Origin of the sequence: Vibrio sp. STUT-A11 (assembly GCF_026000435.1) — a bacterium.
Classification (GTDB): Bacteria; Pseudomonadota; Gammaproteobacteria; order Enterobacterales; family Vibrionaceae; genus Vibrio.
Genome location: NZ_AP026764.1, coordinates 516,831 through 533,313, shown reverse-complemented (window position 1 = coordinate 533,313; position 16,483 = coordinate 516,831). Strand labels below are relative to the sequence as shown.

Here is a 16,483-nt window from a genome sequence, read left to right as displayed (position 1 = left end):
CGGAATTCAATAATGAGATTAGTTGGCGTTAGTGTATTTCTACACTAAAGTTAAGACCAGAACATTACAACAACGTCGGCTAACAGGGAATTGCTATGGACTTACATACTTGCGTAATTGTGCTTAGAAACCAAAAGGTTATTACGAGTAAATCCGTTGATCATTCTATCGGAATAATTGAGCGAGATTCAAACAACGAGATTTCAGAAATTCAGATTAATACGACCGATGGGGGGAATATTAGAACCTATCACTACAAGAATGTAGAGGAGTCGCTTGAAAGTTTGATGAATCTCTAATTGTGGTTCCCATACAAACCTTCCTCCTTCTTTAACAACAAAATAATAGAGCACAAACCCGTGCTCTATTTTAGACCTAAACATCACCTATCTCGTATTACTGCTCTTTGATCTAGCTTCGAAAAATATGACATAGTGGCAGAGAAAACATCAAATAAAGATAAAAAAACAAGACAGGACCAACCAATAAATATCTGAATTATTTAATAAAAAACCTTTAGTTCAAATTTATTGAAGTAGAAGAACAAATCACCCCAATTTTTTCTAGTGTTAACTAAGCCTAAACTGTACTCAACAGCAAGGGAGACACCTCCCAACTCATGAAAACATCGTATGAGGACAGAATCATGAAAGCACTACTACAAAAAATCACAGCATCAAACGCAGGTTTCAGCACACTGGCACTTCGCATTCCTATCGGCATCATTTTTATGGCACACGGCTCTCAGAAGCTATTTGGCTGGTTCGGCGGTTACGGGCTGGAAGGTACTGGTCAATGGATGGCATCGATCGGCTTAGGCCCTGGCGTTTTAATGGCTTTCCTAGCGGGCAGTGGTGAGTTCTTTGGTGGTTTGTTTATTCTGTTAGGTTTACTCACTCGACCAGCAGCGACCGTCCTTTCTTTTACTATGCTGATCGCTATTTTCTCGGTTCACTTCGAAAATGGTTTGTTCCTGGCAAATAACGGTTACGAATTTGGATTAGCGCTATTGGCGGCAAGTGTTTCGCTCGTGCTATCGGGCGCAGGTAAAGTCGCTCTGGATAACGTATTACGCAAGAAGCTTGCTTAATACAAACCTAAGTAAGAAAATGGTCATGCTTAATGATAGAGAACCAGAAAACAGGCATCGAACACAAACACGCACCGTATGTTTATAAGAACGCATCCATGGGGCTTCGATTTGCCATCCATGGCAAATAAGGTTTGTTTATCGAACCCTGTTTCTTGACCAGTTAATTTTCCAGGTTAATGGTATAAGACTTGCCTTAATCCAGACTTTCATGAAAATGCCCCTGATATTGCATCAGGGGCATTTTATTTGATGGTCAGTAAAAGCCAATATGGATTACTCGTCAGACAATCCCGAGCCAATTTGCTGCAAGCTGTAGGCGGTAAGCGGATCGATATCCTTAACAATCTCTTCAACCTGCTTAATCGCGTCCACAGACGAGCTGGCTTTGCGATAGCTCAAGTAAATAGGGCGATGCCAGTCTTCTACTCCTGACACCTTATAGAGCTGCCCATTGGCAATAAATGGCTCTACTAGAGATATTGGCAAGTAGGCCGCTCCACCTTTCTCTAAAATAAAATCCAGAGCAATACGCGCGGTAGAGGTCCGCAAAAATGGAGCTGGGATCTTAGGGTGACGCTCGGAATGTTCAGAGGCAAAACGGGTACCCCAATCAACGTATACGTATTTTTTATCAAATACCGTATCTAGCGAATCTTGTTCAGTCGACACCAAAACAAGCACAACGTCAGCCACTTTTTTACAGTTCAGCTCATCTGCTTTTATCTGGTCAAAAGCAAATGCCATATCCAGAGTACGCTCCAACAGACTACGACTGAGCATTTCACGCCCCATCACTTCCGCCATAAAGCCATAGCCGCCGAAAGAATCAGTGACCACACTTAAGCAGTTCTGGAGATACGCATCCCAGATATTCGCGGTACCACCTAAGGTAAGTTGCAACGCTTTGCCATCATCGAGTGACAATTCTAGCTTGGCTTGCTGCAAAGTAGTGACCATCACCTCGGCATAACTGATCAAACGCTCACCCGCAGAGGTTAACTTTATGTTATTTCGATCACGAATAAACAATTGAGTATCGAAATAACTTTCCAGTTGCTTGATGCGAGCGCTCACTGCAGCTTGGGTAATATACAAGTTCTCAGCGGCACGTCCAAAGTGACGAACCCTTGCCAGCTCTAAAAATGTTCGAAAGACCTTTACATCCATAAACCATCTCCTGGTTAATATCAAACCAGATTAACAACTAATTAAAATCATGACGATAAAAAAAATTTGTTTTTCTTTTGTTAGCTTTACGCCTAATTTTCGCCTTAGTTCATTACATTCATCAATAACGGTTACAGAGGCTGTTGACATGTCTGACACTGAATTCCGTCATGGCAAAAAACGATTTTACGATAACGTAAAATTTCCACGCGGATTTGCAAAGTCTGGTGATTTTACTCTTGCAGAAGAGGAAATCCTAACAATTTATGGGGATACCATGCTTGGTCTGGAAACGGGCGAGTTAACACCGGAAAACAGCGAAGAGAAACACTTCGTTAAGGTGTTAGAGCACCCAGGCAAAGCAAAAACCAAAATTGAGCGTACGTGGTTAAAATACACTCAACTCGCTCGCGGTCGAAAACGCTTCCATACGCTAAACGGACGCAATAAACCGGATGCAACGGAAGACTTCGCGGAAGAGAGTTTGGTTGAAGACGATTAATTTATCGTTATCAATTGATCGATAGTTAAGTCGAAGACTTAGACAAGCGTTCATTCACCTTCAGAGTGAACGTTTGTGAATTTTTCTTCTCCTAAAGCCCAAGGTCGCGTTCTCCCGAGGGCTTTATTTGCACATCAAACCGTGCTGGTCTATTTGGCAAGCATCGCAATCTTTTTCAAGAAGCTCTCCTTCAAGTGTTCCTGCTCGTACTCGAGATGGTACGTATTGTGGAAACCAACCTTTAACTCAACACCGTTTCCCCGCAAAAATACGTTGTAACCATCATAATCAGAAAACGCCTCAACCCCTTCATAGATCTTACCAAACTCCGTTGGAGTGCCGTTGTCCATTACATTTTCGTATGCCGATAATACTTTGCTTGGATCTAATTCGTTTTTCATAGCGATTTCCTCACCAATATACACGTCTTAATTATGGATAAGGAATTTGCACCTCGCCATATTCTAGGTTGTCCGAAAGCAAAAGATCCTCATCTCTTCCGATACTCGTTCCCTCTCCGTACTACCACAATATTTCTCCGTAATAAAAACTTAATTTCAGCCATGAAATTTACCGCAATACACTCTAAGATAATAAGAAGCCAAAACCGTTAACAGATCCTTAGCCGAGTCATAATCTGGATTATTTGTTGATAAAAACAACAATGGTTAAAGAAAAAGCAAATTTTTGACCTAAAACAATGGCAGTTGCTGATAACTTATTTTATAATGCGAATTAATGTTTCAGAACATCTTAAATTCAATAACTAGGGGCACAAAATGAGACTTATCCCGTTAACTCAAGCAGCACAAGTAGGTAAGTGGGCAGCAGCACACATCGCAAAACGCATCAACGATTTCCAACCTACTGCTGAACGTCCATTCGTTCTGGGTCTACCTACTGGTGGCACTCCTCTAGCAACTTACAACGCATTAATTGAACTACATAAAGCGGGTGAAGTAAGCTTTAAGCACGTTGTGACTTTTAACATGGATGAATACATTGGTATTCCTGCCGACCACCCTGAATCATACCGTTCATTCATGTACAACAACTTCTTCAACCACATTGATATTAAAGAAGAAAATATCAACCTACTGAACGGCAATACTGACGACCACCATGCTGAATGCAAACGCTATGAAGATAAGATCAAATCTTACGGCAAGATTAACTTGTTCATGGGCGGTGTAGGTAACGACGGTCACATTGCGTTCAACGAGCCAGCATCTTCGCTTTCTTCGCGCACTCGAATCAAAACTCTGACGGAAGATACGCGTATCGCGAACTCTCGTTTCTTTGACGGCGACATCAACCAAGTTCCAAAATACGCTCTGACTATCGGCGTTGGCACACTTCTGGATTCTGAAGAAGTGATGATTCTGGTAACAGGCCACAACAAAGCACTTGCTCTTGAAGCTGCGGTAGAAGGCTGCGTTAACCACCTATGGACAGTCTCAGCGCTTCAACTGCACCCGAAAGCCGTGATCGTATGTGACGAGCCTTCTCAGCAAGAGCTAAAAGTGAAGACAGTAAAATACTTCTCTGAACTAGAAGCAGAAAACATCAAAGGCTTCTAATCGCAGCGCGATTTTTAGCCCACGCTAGAAATACAAAACCCGTGATCACTCACGGGTTTTTTGTTTGTCGGCTAATACGCGGTGATACCCAACAGGCGTACTCGTTCGGGTAACACCTAATCCAATTTCTCAAGTTCACTTGGATCGTCCTCAATCAGGCTGACACTAAATTATTAATGTAAAAGCATTAAAAAATCGTACACACTGATAGCCACTCATCTTCGTACAAGCCTTTCCATCCTGACCCTAAGGTGTTATACCTACATATAACACTAACTCGGCCAAAGGGTTTCATCATGAAACAGTGGAATGATCGCCAACCCATTTTTCGTCAGTTGGCTGACCAGCTCACTCGGCAAATACTGCAAGGAACTTGGAAAGAGGGCGAAGCGTTGCCTTCTGTACGTCACATCGCTGCTGATATGAAAATCAATCATCTTACTGTCATGAAAGGCTATCAGATCTTAGTTGAGCAAGGCGTCGTAGAGAAGAAGCCAGGTCAAGGTATGTTCGTCTCAACTGGAGCAAAACAACGCTTATTAGCCACAGAAAAAAAGCGCTTCCTTAATGAACAGATCCCTCAGATAGCCGAAACATTAGAGCGCCTGGATATGTCGCTCGATGAACTTATCGTACAACTTAAATTACAGATTAAAGGTGACCAATGAACGCAACAGTCAGTGTCAAGCACCTCTCCAAGCACTATCGCCAACAAGGAGAAACGCTGCACGATATCAGTTTTGACTTGCACTCAGGTCAGGTACTCGGCTTACTCGGTCACAATGGTGCTGGTAAGTCGACACTAATTAACGCTCTGCTCGGCGCACATGAATATAAAGGCACGATCCACATCAACGGTTATGAACCTGTCATGCAACGCCACAAAATCATGCAGCACTTGTCGTATATCTCAGATGTCAACGTGCTGCCAGACTGGATGACCGTCGAACAGCTGCTGACCTATACCGAGGGGGTTCACCCAGGTTTTAATCGCCACAAAGCTGACTCGATACTTCAGCAAACTGATGTCCAATCAAAATCTCGCATTCGCACTTTGTCGAAAGGAATGAAAGTACAGCTGCATCTGGCGATAGTCATCGCGACCAATACGCAGATTCTGATCCTTGATGAGCCGACTCTCGGTTTAGACTTAGTTTATCGCGATACCTTCTATCGTCACCTCCTAGAGTGGTTTCACGATGGAGAACGCATATTGATCATTGCCAGCCATGAAGTGGCCGAAATTGAACATCTTTTGACGGATGTTCTGATACTCAAACACGGTCACTGCGTGTTGCAAGCGTCGATGGAGAGCATCCACGAGGATTACTTTATCCTTGATGCCAATGACTCATTCCGTCTGCAAATTGAGGCGATGAAACCGCTCGCTTCGCAAAAGGGACTTGGTACAACCAAGTGGCTGCTGCCTTCAAGGTACGCCGCAAAAGTTGAAGGTTTGGGTGATATTCACGGTGTCACACTGGCGGATCTGTTTCTTGCGTTACAAAAGGGGGCTGATTAATGCGCTCGATATTAACGATGTTAAATAAAGAATGGCTAGAAAACCCACTCGTGTCTCGGGTGCCCTTTTTTATGTTTGTCTGTGGGACCTTGCTGTTTATCGCTTTAATGAGCAACTCGAACCTTCAGCAAAATTTCTTCTTCCAAATGAGTGTTGGTAGTAACGCTGATGGCATGCAAAAACAGCTGGGGGAGGAATTAAGTTCTCTCATTGCGGGAGGTGTCGGCTTACTTTCCATTCTGTTAGGTACTCAATACTTCCCGAGAACGCTGCGCAAAGAGCGCTCAGAAGGCAGTATCATGTTCTGGCGTAGTATGCCGATCAGCGATGTTCAGATGCACGTAGTGAAGCTCATTTTCGGCCTGCTGGTAATTCCTTTGGTCTGTTCTACCCTGGTCATCATTGCCGATGTGATGTTGTGGTCGCTGAATATAGCAACAGACCATCAGATAGGTTTCTTGTATCGTTACTCATCACTAGGATATGTCTTGCTGCATTGGGGTGAGTTTCTATTAAGAATGGCTTTGGCTGGTTTTCTGCTGCTACCTTTGGCTCTGATAACCATGGTCATCTCACAGAAAGTAAACTCACCGCTGGTGATCTTATTCATCGCCATTTATGCGCTGCGCTGGATGCCGATCGCGTTATTTGGTTACTACGGAGTGGATCAGTTCTTCTCCGAGATATTCTATCTACCTTTCCACGCTATCATCGCATCAAATCCGCTGGATGCATTTGCAGAGGTTGGAAAACCAAACCTTGGTCTTTATGTCTTTATTGGCCTATTGGCTTGGGCTGCATGCCTTAGAGTCAGTCGAACCATTCAATAGCGGTAGAAACTCGACGCTGGACTCAAAAACAAAAAAATGGTCACAACTTTCGTTGTGACCATTTTTTATCACTTGCCTTTTCTCTTCAGTTAGCCAAGAAAGGATATATATCCTTGCAGGATGACTAAGTTGACGATATCGATAAAGAAAGCGCCCACAATCGGCACGACCATAAATGCCTGAGGTGACGGACCATAACGGTTAACAATAGAGCCCATGTTCATTACCGCTGTTGGCGTGGCACCCAAGCCAAAACCACAGTGTCCACCAGCAATGACGGCAGCATCGTAATTACGCCCCATGACTTTAAACGTCACATAGTAGGTAAAGATTGCCAGTACCACAGACTGCACAGCCAGAATCACCAAAAATGGAATCGCCAAATCGAATATATTCCACAGTTTCAGGCTCATTAATGCCATCGCCAGGAATAGGGATAGCGACACTGTACCGAGCATATCAACCGTTTCTGCATCCAACTTGCGAATCTTGGTCACTTCAAGGAAGTTGGTCACCACTACGCCAATAAACAAGGCATACACAAAATCCGGAATCATCAACCATGAGATTTCGAACGTATTGACCCACTGCTCTAAATACTTAGCGCCAGTGACACAAATCAGCAAAAAGAACAGTTTCTCAACCACTTTTTTGGCGGTCACTTTGTCTTCTTCGTATTCGTTGTAAGTCACCAATTCTGGGAATTTTTCATGCGTTTTTGCGCTACGACCATATTCTGATTCGATACCATGCTTATCCACCAGACGCTCAGCCATCGGGCTACCGATAATACCACCAATGATCAAACCAAATGTGGCCGACGCCATCGCGATTTCCAACACGTTATTTAATCCATATACGTCCTGAAAAGTTTGAGACCAGGCCGCGCCAGTTCCATGTCCACCAGAAAGCGTAATTGAGCCAGCGATCAGTCCCATGAAAGGATCTAAGCCAAGTGCCGCAGCCAATGAGACGCCCACACCGTTTTGGATGATGATGTAGAATGAAGCCACCGCTAAGAAGATAAAAACCTTGGCGCCACCCTTCATCAATTGGGTGTAATTGGCAGCTAGGCCGACAGTGGAAAAAAACATCAACATAAACGTGTTTTGTAACGGTAGATCAAACTCTAAATCGATGCCGTAAAAATGAAGTGTCGTAATCAGACAGGCTACGATAAGACCGCCTACAATTGGCTCTGGTATGTTGAACTTATTTAAAATAGGCAGCTTGGCATTAACGAAATGTCCTAGGAAAAGCACACTGATCGCAACCATGAAGGACTCCAGAGCCCCGACAGATATTAAATGATTCATATCACCTCTTATTGTTGTTCTCTTCATCCTCCATAATGATTGAGTGTTAGTTTAACCTTGTTCCAATAGCAAATATTCTCACTGATGATTTCAAAAATATTCTAAAGATCATACAAATGCGCGAAATACTCTATGAGAGCGCATTAAAATGTAAGCAGAAGGGGGACTTGTTATCGAGTAGTTTACTTACTCTGACTCATGGATATTTCAATGAGCTGAATCCAGAGAAACTCTCAAGCAACAACAAAAATGTTCGCTATAACGGAGACAGATTATAGCATATCAGTAAAAACTGTCTTTATTTCAATAACATTCATGATACCTATGGTTTACAGCCAAACCTATTCATCACGTACTATTGCTCTATCGAAAATATAAAATGGAATAAGTTAGAATCAACATCGCTGACACAACGTACAAGAGAGTGGTACGTTTACCTCAAACAAGGACTGAGTTTACAATGTAAAGAATAAATAGCGTCTTACTAAGCAAAGGCTACATTCCCTTAAATAGACTTTGCGAGGCACGACTTACCGCCAATTTCGTATCACCAATATGGACAAGCATTCGTCCTGAAAAGTCTTTGTTAACTTTATTGATTTTACAAACCTGAACGACGGTTGAACGGTGAACTTGCCAAAACTGGTCAGGATTAAGTTGTTGGATCAGTTCTTTTAACGATGTTCGAATCAGGTATTCCACAGCCCTCCCCTGCCCTTGCTGTGCATAGACCGACACGTACTTCTCTTCTGCCTTGAAATAGAGCACATCGGTGGTAGCGATCAAATGAATGTCTTCCCCCTGAGTGGCTTTAATCCATTGCAGATATTGAGGCGTTTGGGGGGCAGACAATTGCTGAAGCTGCTCTAACAAGCTATTCATCTGCATATTGCTGTTGTGGTTGTGCAGCCCTAGATTGACAAGACGAGCTTGAACTCGTTCACAAGTGGTTTGCAGCCGATCATCCGAGATAGGTTTGAGTAGATAATCTGCCGCATTTTGTTCAAACGCTTTAATCGCGTAATCGTCGTATGCGGTAACAAAAATAATCAAAGGAGGATTTACCATACGATTAATTTTTCGCGCTAAACTCACCCCGTCTAAAACGGGCATGCGAATATCAAGAAAGGCGATGTCGGGTTGGTTATTTTGAATGGCACTCCAAGCCTGCTCACCGTCTGCGACTTTTGCGACCACTTCCAGTTCTGGCCATACTTCAGCCAGGCTTTTGTCCAAATGATGCCTCAGCAACGGCTCATCGTCAGCAATAATTGCAGTGATTCCAGTCTTCATTTCTCCATATCCTTGTTTTGTGATTACCACTCAATTGGCCAGCTTAAACGAACACTGACACCACCCTCGGCAAGCTCACTGATTAACACCTGCCCTTCTCCGGAAAATAGAGCATCAATTCGCTGCTTTAAGTTGCTAAGCCCAATCCCCGATCCACAATGTTGGCTGACGTGGTTCAGCCCGACACCCGAGTCTCGGACTTCAATTTCAAGTAACCGATTGTCACGTTTGATCCGCAGACTCACTTCTCCCCCTTCTCGCTTCGGTTCAATGCCGTGAATAATGGCGTTTTCAACCAGCGGTTGTAGCATCATTGGTGGCAGCTCTAATTGCTCAGTCCCTTCCTCGACTTCAATGGAGTATCGTAAGCGATCACCTAAGCGAATTTGTTGGATCGCGAGATACGCCTCAATCAATGCGGTTTCATTGTCGATGGTCGTGTTTTGTTCACGTGAGCTTTTTAATGTTGCACGCAATAATGCGGTGAGCTGATCAAGCATCTTTCTGGCTTTATCCACGTCTTGTGACATTAGCGCACTGATGTTCGCCAAGGTATTAAACAAAAAATGCGGCTCAATTTGGCTTTGCATCTGTTTCAATTGACTGAGTAATAAGGCGCGCTCTTTTTCCGCTTTCTCGAGCTTGATGGTTTCCAATTCACGCTGTGCGATGGCTTGCTTCTCTCGCGAGTGAAAATAGAAAAAACACATGGCACTGAACAACAATCCCATCAAACCGATGGGCAACATGCCAGAGATCCCGAAGTATTCGCCAAGCCAAAACTGCGCATTTACCACCCCAAACAGCAAACACGCGGTGAGAGAAATGGCAATTTCCATTACACGCGGGATAGTTGGAAAGAGTTTGTCGATCAACCACGAGAAAAAAATGGCCGAATAGCCAAAGCCAAAACTGACCAGTAAATGAATATATAACGGGCCGCCCCATACAAAGAGCGTCATCACGGCAATAAATAGGCAGAATAAAGAGGTCTCCACCACACTTCGTCGCCATCCACCTTTTTCCATTGACTTCCCTGAGAACATTTAGAATTTCCCTTCTATATTAAAGACAATCATATAGTTATCATTGATCTGCGCATATGCAGATTGGGCGTCCCCAGATAAAAATCGTGCAGCAGCTTCCAGTTTTACGCTTTGGTCACCCGTATCAATCCATTGATAATTTATCCATTGAGTCACTATCGCACCGCCGTCTTGTGGAGAAATCAAGACATCAAGCGTTGGTGTGACGTCACTTAACCACCCCATATTCTCTATCATAAAGGTCGCGCCACTCCATGTAGCCCAGGCTTCTATGTCCCAACTCCAATGTAGCATCAGGTTATGTTGCACAATATTGGCATGCTGAAATCCTTGCGCGTAACTGCTCGTCAGCAGACTAGTGGCGGGCGATTGAGAGAGCAATTCACCACGGCTCAACGCCTTCTCCCATTCGCTAGTTGACCACGCACGGCTGTCAAACCAATATTCGACGATCACGTTGTGTCCTGCTTGGTTAGCCCAATTAAGTCCAACCAAAGCTTGAAATGCACTGCCTTGATTCTCTGCAGAAACAGGCTTGTAAATATGATCACTGATTTGATAACTGACACTCTGTTTTTGCCATAGAAGAGAACTGTGCATAGCAATCGACTCGTCCCAAACGGTAATCACGCTGGCGCCAAGTAAGCCGCGGCGAACATCATCGAAATAACCAATCCATTGATATTCGGTGTCATCCACCAGCATATAACGACGTACACCAACACCTTGCTGCTCGGTCGCTTGATCCAATGCACTTTGATCTTGTTGCCCCCAACTTGAGTCTGTGGCAATCAAAGTCCATTCACCGGCTAAATCGTAATGAGAAACAGAAAAAACGCCCGCTCCTTCTTCTGCCACCAAACCAACTGGATTTTGTCGGTAGGGTTTGAACAAATCCAAAACACGATAGCCATACCCTACGCCCCAATCGACGCGCAATTTACCCACACTGATATCGAGAATAGCATTTCCAACTTGCCATTCGTCTTGCCAGGCTAGCTCGCGCACTAAAAATTGATGGTCGGCATCACGCCACCATGCGCTATTACCATACTCATTCAGATACAAGCCCTGACTATAGAGCGTAAATAAGCCGCTGAAGTTTTGGTAATTCATTTGCACATCGAGCAGCGCATTGAGCGAGTCACGAGAGTCTCCTTGCGCTGGGGTGAAATGAGTATCGCGTTGCTTAACGGTCTCGTAGCTCAACGCCCAATCCCATTCGAGACTCAGTTCGTTACCCGCCAATACGGGGGAAGCGAAAACGCCAACCAAAAGGCTTACGATACAAGTATTACAAAATCGCATATTGGTCCCCTACCGCAGCCTACAATTGCGAGGTGTTCGCTTTTGGCAAATAGCTGGGATTGTAGAACTTGTCGTCCAACTGCCATGGCAAGATCGCCTGATACTCGATCACGGTCTTTTTGCTTGGTTGGATGCTGTCCAACAAGGTCATCTCACTGACGTAATCTCGCGTCTCTTTCGTTGCTCGGCGGTAGTACGCTTGCTTAGCGAGTTTGCCTGAACGTAGATAGAGATCAGCTTTGATTGGAAACGCATCCTGCTTTGCCAGCCATAGATCGATTTTCTGATAACTCGCGCCTGCAGTTTTGGCGGTCAGAATAAGATGGTAAGCAGGAATGCTCTTACCGCTCACAGAGGTAGTTTCTGTCGCTTTCCACTCACCTTGATAATCCTCGCTCCAGGTGAGCGTTGAGATATCCCCAATCGATGCTTCACCGAGTAATTTCTGCATTGGCGTAATACGGATCGGGCGGCGGCTTTTGGGCATTTGCAGCCAGTAATTATCTCCCATCATCAGCATTTTTTGCCCCGCTTCGACTGCTGATTTAAATACCACCAGTGACTCACGGTTGGGGCGAGTATAAACATGGTACAAGCGGGTCTTATCCAATTCTTGATCTTGGTACAAGCGCACCAACGATACGACTTTAGATGATTGATCCTGCAGGCGGTAACTGTCGGCTTTTTCTATTAATTTCGCCACTTTCTGTGTATCCAGCGCTTGCGGATTTGCGGAGGCTGCGCCACAGATTACTAGCACCGCCAGTGGCATTATTCGTTTGAAATTAAACATAAATCAGAGCCTCAGTAATGGGTTTGTTCACCCCTTTGCGTGCCGAGAAAAACGCAGCCACCAAACAAATCATCAGTACGGCGAATCCGGCTAGCACAACTAACTCCCAAGAGAAATAAATGTTGAGCGGATATCCTTCGGTACGCCCCGGAGGTGGTGGCATCTGCACTTCAACCGCCATTAAAAAGACCGCTACAATGGCCGTTAATAGTCCGCCAAGTAAGCTGCCTAGCACGGCAAGCACCCCCGCCTCTCTTAAGAAACCGACAATAATTTCACGCGGATAACTTCCCAGCGCAGACAACGTACCTATCTCACGCGTTCGTTCCGTGACGGACATGGTCATGGTGTTAAACAGCGCGACAAAAACCACCAGTGCCATTACCGCTCCCATGATGCCGAAGATCCGGTCATACAAATCTTTGACTTTGAGATAGAAGAACGCTCTTTCCTGCCAAGGGGTGATTTCAACCTCTTGATTACCGAAGCTTTGCTTTTGATTCGACAGAATTGTTGCCACATCTTGTCTGACCTTGTCTGTCAGATTGGTATCGAATAAGAAAACCGATAAGGTGCTGACTTTGTCCGAACCGAGCAAAGACTGCGCGCTATGGATGTGTACATACAACTGACGTTTATCCAGCTCTGGAACGCCCGTTGAATAGATGCCGCGGACTTTAAAGTCGTACGCATTGAGCGCCCCGTCAGTCGTCGTAGCCAGCAATGTAATCCAGTCACCTACGCTGACGTTCAGATTACTGGCGAGATCCACACCTAGCATGACTTCCGGCTGCGCTGGGTCATAACGTGAAGCGTGGATATTGGAGAGCGTCTGCCCTGCTCGCACATCCAGAAATGGCCCTTTCATATCGAACTCCCGGTCATTCACGCCTATACCGATGAAAATGGAAGACTTACTGCCGTTGGAAATCAATCCGCTGAACTCCACACGTGGCTGCACTCCTCGTACTTGATTAATACCGATCAGTTGCTTGGTTATATCATCAGCATGGCTTAGACCATTGCTCAGAGGCATCTCTTCCTCTTTCGTGAAGTATCCAGGCGTTGTCAGGGTTAAATGCCCGGTATCGCGCGCGGTTGCTTCTTTCAAACTGTCATAGGTATATAAGCCGAAACCGCCTGCACTAGTCAGGGCAAATACAGCAATGGCGATAATCAGCATTGAAAGCAGGCTACGGCGGCGGTTACGCTGCAGGTTAAGCCACGCAAGGCGAACAGAATCAGGGATTAACTTGCCCATAAAACCTCCTCAGCACCAAGATGTGTGTGAGTAATGTTTCCGTCCACCAGCTCAATGGTGCGATCGCAACGTGATGCCATTCGCGGGTCGTGAGTCGCTATGATGAAAGTGGTGCCCATTTCGTGCCCTAGTCCTTTCATAATGTCGATTACCTTATTAGCACTTTGGCTATCCAAACTGGCGGTGGGTTCATCAGCAATCACCAATGCTGGTTTGTGGACCAAAGCACGCGCAATAGCAACGCGTTGCTGCTGACCTCCGGACAAATTATCTGGCATATGGTGAATGAACTCCCCAAGCCCCACGAGTTCGAGCATTTCGCTAGCTAGCCTGGTTTGCTCGGCTTTGGAAAAACCGTTGAGATGCAGCGGATAAGCAACGTTCTCTAAAGCCGTCATCACGGGCACTAAATTGAATTTCTGGAATACAAAACCGAGCTTTTCTCGGCGCATTTTAGCGGCTTGTATTTGCCCGGTTGGGTATGGGCTTCCTTTAAAGGTCACTTGCCCGTGATAATGCGTATCCAGCATGCCTAGAATATTGAGGAGAGTGCTTTTTCCCGAACCAGAAGGACCACACAGCGCCACCATCTCTCCGGCAAACACTTCTCCCGACACATTTCGCAGTGCATGAACCGTCTGGCTTCCTAAGACATAATCACGACTGAGTTGATTGAAAGTGATCATAGTGACTCCTTAATTCTTTGCGAGCAACATCTTCGCATTTTGCGTTTCAGGATTGTCAAAATTCAAGCGCTCCATATCCGCCAACCAAGCTTTGGCTTGTGTCTGATCGTCAGCACGTAAAGCGGCCTCAATGGCGTAACGGTAAACCCATGCGGTAGCGGAAAAAGGCTGTTGCTGGAAACTTGGATCATTGATCAAGGCAAGATACAGCTCATAGCCTCGCTCGAAGTGATTGAACATATCAGGAAGTGCTGTATATGTTGTCGCCGCCATTGCAGTCGCTAACAGATATTCTGGTAAGCCTTGCAATCGTTGTTGCTCTTGAACCGGTATCGGCTGGCTAGTCATTAAATCCAAACCCTTTTGTATCGTCGCCAGACCTGACTCGGTAAACTTCATCTTATTCCAAGGCATAAACGCTTCCCGACCTTGCAGAGTTTGAGTGCAGCCGAGGTACACCAAAGTCAAAGGCGTAGCGCCTTGCTGCTCGATAAGAACAGCTAGTTCGTCATGAACGCTGTCGACCAAAGCTGAATTGCCTTGTTCAGCTTGATTAAATCGGTGAAGTAACGACTCCGTAGGATTGGCAAATGCCAAACTACTGCTCAGTGCGAACGCGGTGAGTAATGTAGTGAGTAATTTTAATTTAGAGGCTAAGTACGAATTGAAAACCATCATAGTAATTGTCCTTTATTAGTATCGATTAGATGGTTTCAGATTAAGGAAAGGTGCCCTCCCCTGCTTAGGGATGCGACCAATGGTGTTTTTGCGGAGTGAACGGGGACCAGCACGGATGAATGGTTGTATCGGCCTCCCGATCAGAAAGATTGAAGACTCGCCTAGCACGATCAAAAAAGGCTTCCCGAAGGAAGCCTTTCAATCAAATTCGCGAACGAATTACAGCTCAGCGTTATGGTAAACCTGCTGAACATCATCACAGTCGTCAAGAAGGTCTAGGAACTTCTGGAATTTCTCAGCATCTTCACCCGCGATTGGCGTTTGAGTTTGAGGAACGAAAGTGATTTCTTCCACATCAATCGTTAGATCTGGGAATGCACCGTTCAAAGCTGTTTTCGTTTTGAAGAACTCAGTATGAGGTGCAAATACTGTGATCACTCCGTCTTCTAGTTCAACATCAGTGACATCAACATCTTCCATCATTAGCGTTTCCAGAATGATTTCATCATCATCGCCTTTGAACTGGAATACCGCTTGGTGATCGAACATGTGAGACACAGAACCTTCAACACCAATTTTCGCACCTGTTTTTACAAAACACTGGCGAACATCTTGGAAAGTACGGTTACCGTTATCCGTTAGACAATCAACAATGACACTTGTGCCACCAGGGCCAAAACCTTCGTAACGTGCAGGAACGTAATCTTCACCGCCACCGCCAGTCGCTTTATCAATCGCTTTATCGATAACGTGTGCAGGAACTTGGTCTTTTTTCGCTTTCGCGATCAGGTGCTTAAGCGACAAGTTCATGTCTGGGTCTGCACCGCCATTTTTCGCGCACATGTAAATTTCTTTACCGTATTTGGAATAAACTTTAATTTTTGCGCCTGCAGTTTTCGCCATAGAGGCTTTGCGCACTTCAAAACTTCTTCCCATCGGGATGTTCTCTCTAAATTCAAATTTAATGCGAAGGATTTTAGCAAAAAGCGAAACCTTTTCAATTTTCGCTTTGCTGAGGAATGGGGAAGTTATCTCATTCGCCGCATTGATTCACACCAGAGCCACGATTCGCGTTACGCGACACCCATTACTCGCTTGTACTTTTCCACCGATTGCTGGAAAAACGCTTTTTCATCAGCATCGTTAATCTTAGACAATTGCTCATCTATTGCTTCGGGGCCAGATTTGGCCTCTCTGAGTTTCCAAACCAAAAACGACGCTTGCTTATCCAGTTCGATTTTGTTTTTTTCATCAGGCGGCAATAGGGATAGATTAAACGACATTCACAGCCTCAGGGTACGTTAAATACTAGCCGCGCACTATAGCATACCGACTCGCATTTGGAGAATAGAAACGCACTTAACTTGATCAATTTCAAACTACTGCTTTCAATATCGCATCAAATTTC

The 16,483-nt window shown here is 44.9% G+C and carries 19 protein-coding genes; 7 read left to right on the top strand and 12 right to left on the bottom strand.

Annotation, left to right across the window (positions count from 1 at the left end; genetic code table 11):
* Positions 1–95: 95 nt before the first annotated feature.
* The gene (locus OO774_RS17945) at positions 96–299 is read left to right on the top strand and encodes a hypothetical protein (protein ID WP_264908049.1); all 204 of its coding nucleotides are present in this window, start codon (positions 96–98) and stop codon (positions 297–299) included.
* Between the two features lie 347 nt (positions 300–646).
* A complete protein-coding gene (locus OO774_RS17940) occupies positions 647–1,090 on the top strand; it encodes a DoxX family protein (RefSeq protein WP_264908048.1) in 444 nt (147 codons plus the stop codon).
* 276 nt (positions 1,091–1,366) lie between these two features.
* On the opposite strand, the gene OO774_RS17935 is transcribed toward OO774_RS17940, so the two are convergent.
* Positions 1,367–2,260: a LysR family transcriptional regulator gene (locus OO774_RS17935; protein ID WP_264908047.1), complete on the bottom strand. Its 894-nt coding sequence runs from the start codon at positions 2,258–2,260 to the stop codon at positions 1,367–1,369.
* A 148-nt stretch (positions 2,261–2,408) separates the two neighbouring features.
* Here OO774_RS17935 and OO774_RS17930 point away from each other — a divergent pair, with 148 nt between their 5' ends.
* Positions 2,409–2,762, top strand: a complete 354-nt coding sequence (locus OO774_RS17930) for a DUF413 domain-containing protein (RefSeq protein WP_264908046.1) — start codon at positions 2,409–2,411, stop codon at positions 2,760–2,762.
* Between the two features lie 149 nt (positions 2,763–2,911).
* Here the strand turns inward: OO774_RS17930 and OO774_RS17925 are convergent, their stop codons facing one another.
* Entirely contained in the window at positions 2,912–3,163 is a 252-nt protein-coding gene (locus OO774_RS17925; protein WP_264908045.1) for a DUF3081 domain-containing protein, read from the bottom strand.
* Positions 3,164–3,541: 378 nt separating this feature from the next.
* On the opposite strand from OO774_RS17925, the gene nagB reads away from it, so the two are divergent.
* The 4 genes from nagB to OO774_RS17905 all read left to right on the top strand — a co-directional run bounded on the left by nagB (position 3,542) and on the right by OO774_RS17905 (position 6,694).
* A complete protein-coding gene (gene nagB, locus OO774_RS17920; protein WP_264908043.1) occupies positions 3,542–4,342 on the top strand; it encodes a glucosamine-6-phosphate deaminase in 801 nt (266 codons plus the stop codon).
* Between the two features lie 296 nt (positions 4,343–4,638).
* On the top strand, positions 4,639–5,010 hold the full coding sequence (locus OO774_RS17915) for a GntR family transcriptional regulator (RefSeq protein WP_264908041.1): 372 nt from the start codon (positions 4,639–4,641) through the stop codon (positions 5,008–5,010).
* Positions 5,007–5,864 (top strand): ABC transporter ATP-binding protein, encoded by an 858-nt coding sequence (locus OO774_RS17910; protein ID WP_264908039.1) that lies wholly within the window; start codon positions 5,007–5,009, stop codon positions 5,862–5,864. The genes OO774_RS17915 and OO774_RS17910 overlap by 4 nt, the downstream gene beginning before the upstream one ends.
* The gene (locus tag OO774_RS17905) at positions 5,864–6,694 is read left to right on the top strand and encodes a hypothetical protein (protein WP_264908037.1); all 831 of its coding nucleotides are present in this window, start codon (positions 5,864–5,866) and stop codon (positions 6,692–6,694) included. The genes OO774_RS17910 and OO774_RS17905 overlap by 1 nt, the downstream gene beginning before the upstream one ends.
* 89 nt (positions 6,695–6,783) lie before the next feature.
* Here the strand turns inward: OO774_RS17905 and gltS are convergent, their stop codons facing one another.
* The 10 genes from gltS to OO774_RS17855 all read right to left on the bottom strand — a co-directional run bounded on the left by gltS (position 6,784) and on the right by OO774_RS17855 (position 16,358).
* Positions 6,784–8,010, bottom strand: a complete 1,227-nt coding sequence (gene gltS / locus OO774_RS17900) for a sodium/glutamate symporter (protein WP_264908036.1) — start codon at positions 8,008–8,010, stop codon at positions 6,784–6,786.
* Positions 8,011–8,505: 495 nt separating this feature from the next.
* Positions 8,506–9,303: a LytTR family DNA-binding domain-containing protein gene (locus tag OO774_RS17895; protein WP_264908035.1), complete on the bottom strand. Its 798-nt coding sequence runs from the start codon at positions 9,301–9,303 to the stop codon at positions 8,506–8,508.
* 23 nt (positions 9,304–9,326) lie between these two features.
* A complete protein-coding gene (locus OO774_RS17890) occupies positions 9,327–10,349 on the bottom strand; it encodes a histidine kinase (protein ID WP_264908034.1) in 1,023 nt (340 codons plus the stop codon).
* Positions 10,350–11,657, bottom strand: coding sequence for a hypothetical protein (locus OO774_RS17885; protein ID WP_264908032.1), 1,308 nt, complete (start codon positions 11,655–11,657; stop codon positions 10,350–10,352).
* 19 nt (positions 11,658–11,676) lie between these two features.
* A complete protein-coding gene (locus tag OO774_RS17880; RefSeq protein ID WP_264908030.1) occupies positions 11,677–12,450 on the bottom strand; it encodes an outer membrane lipoprotein-sorting protein in 774 nt (257 codons plus the stop codon).
* A complete protein-coding gene (locus OO774_RS17875; protein ID WP_264908028.1) occupies positions 12,443–13,711 on the bottom strand; it encodes an ABC transporter permease in 1,269 nt (422 codons plus the stop codon). Before OO774_RS17875 ends, OO774_RS17880 begins: the two co-directional genes overlap by 8 nt.
* Positions 13,699–14,397, bottom strand: a complete 699-nt coding sequence (locus OO774_RS17870) for an ABC transporter ATP-binding protein (protein WP_264908026.1) — start codon at positions 14,395–14,397, stop codon at positions 13,699–13,701. Before OO774_RS17870 ends, OO774_RS17875 begins: the two co-directional genes overlap by 13 nt.
* Positions 14,398–14,406: 9 nt before the next feature.
* Positions 14,407–15,075: a hypothetical protein gene (locus OO774_RS17865; protein ID WP_264908024.1), complete on the bottom strand. Its 669-nt coding sequence runs from the start codon at positions 15,073–15,075 to the stop codon at positions 14,407–14,409.
* Positions 15,076–15,294: 219 nt separating this feature from the next.
* A complete protein-coding gene (locus OO774_RS17860) occupies positions 15,295–16,011 on the bottom strand; it encodes a YebC/PmpR family DNA-binding transcriptional regulator (protein ID WP_264908022.1) in 717 nt (238 codons plus the stop codon).
* A 137-nt stretch (positions 16,012–16,148) separates the two neighbouring features.
* Entirely contained in the window at positions 16,149–16,358 is a 210-nt protein-coding gene (locus OO774_RS17855) for a DUF3283 family protein (RefSeq protein WP_176292162.1), read from the bottom strand.
* Positions 16,359–16,483 lie beyond the last annotated feature (125 nt).

Bases quoted from the DNA above. Each gene is read 5' to 3' on its own strand.
- gltS (WP_264908036.1), bottom strand. From the start codon at position 8,010: ATGAATCATTTAATATCTGTCGGGGCTCTGGAGTCCTTCATGGTTGCG.
- OO774_RS17865 (WP_264908024.1), bottom strand. From the start codon at position 15,075: ATGATGGTTTTCAATTCGTACTTAGCCTCTAAATTAAAATTACTCACT.
- OO774_RS17880 (WP_264908030.1), bottom strand. From the start codon at position 12,450: ATGTTTAATTTCAAACGAATAATGCCACTGGCGGTGCTAGTAATCTGT.
- nagB (WP_264908043.1), top strand. From the start codon at position 3,542: ATGAGACTTATCCCGTTAACTCAAGCAGCACAAGTAGGTAAGTGGGCA.
- OO774_RS17915 (WP_264908041.1), top strand. From the start codon at position 4,639: ATGAAACAGTGGAATGATCGCCAACCCATTTTTCGTCAGTTGGCTGAC.
- OO774_RS17870 (WP_264908026.1), bottom strand. From the start codon at position 14,397: ATGATCACTTTCAATCAACTCAGTCGTGATTATGTCTTAGGAAGCCAG.
- OO774_RS17930 (WP_264908046.1), top strand. From the start codon at position 2,409: ATGTCTGACACTGAATTCCGTCATGGCAAAAAACGATTTTACGATAAC.
- OO774_RS17890 (WP_264908034.1), bottom strand. From the start codon at position 10,349: ATGTTCTCAGGGAAGTCAATGGAAAAAGGTGGATGGCGACGAAGTGTG.
- OO774_RS17935 (WP_264908047.1), bottom strand. From the start codon at position 2,260: ATGGATGTAAAGGTCTTTCGAACATTTTTAGAGCTGGCAAGGGTTCGT.
- OO774_RS17885 (WP_264908032.1), bottom strand. From the start codon at position 11,657: ATGCGATTTTGTAATACTTGTATCGTAAGCCTTTTGGTTGGCGTTTTC.
- OO774_RS17895 (WP_264908035.1), bottom strand. From the start codon at position 9,303: ATGAAGACTGGAATCACTGCAATTATTGCTGACGATGAGCCGTTGCTG.
- OO774_RS17860 (WP_264908022.1), bottom strand. From the start codon at position 16,011: ATGGGAAGAAGTTTTGAAGTGCGCAAAGCCTCTATGGCGAAAACTGCA.
- OO774_RS17940 (WP_264908048.1), top strand. From the start codon at position 647: ATGAAAGCACTACTACAAAAAATCACAGCATCAAACGCAGGTTTCAGC.
- OO774_RS17905 (WP_264908037.1), top strand. From the start codon at position 5,864: ATGCGCTCGATATTAACGATGTTAAATAAAGAATGGCTAGAAAACCCA.
- OO774_RS17945 (WP_264908049.1), top strand. From the start codon at position 96: ATGGACTTACATACTTGCGTAATTGTGCTTAGAAACCAAAAGGTTATT.
- OO774_RS17910 (WP_264908039.1), top strand. From the start codon at position 5,007: ATGAACGCAACAGTCAGTGTCAAGCACCTCTCCAAGCACTATCGCCAA.
- OO774_RS17925 (WP_264908045.1), bottom strand. From the start codon at position 3,163: ATGAAAAACGAATTAGATCCAAGCAAAGTATTATCGGCATACGAAAAT.
- OO774_RS17875 (WP_264908028.1), bottom strand. From the start codon at position 13,711: ATGGGCAAGTTAATCCCTGATTCTGTTCGCCTTGCGTGGCTTAACCTG.
- OO774_RS17855 (WP_176292162.1), bottom strand. From the start codon at position 16,358: ATGTCGTTTAATCTATCCCTATTGCCGCCTGATGAAAAAAACAAAATC.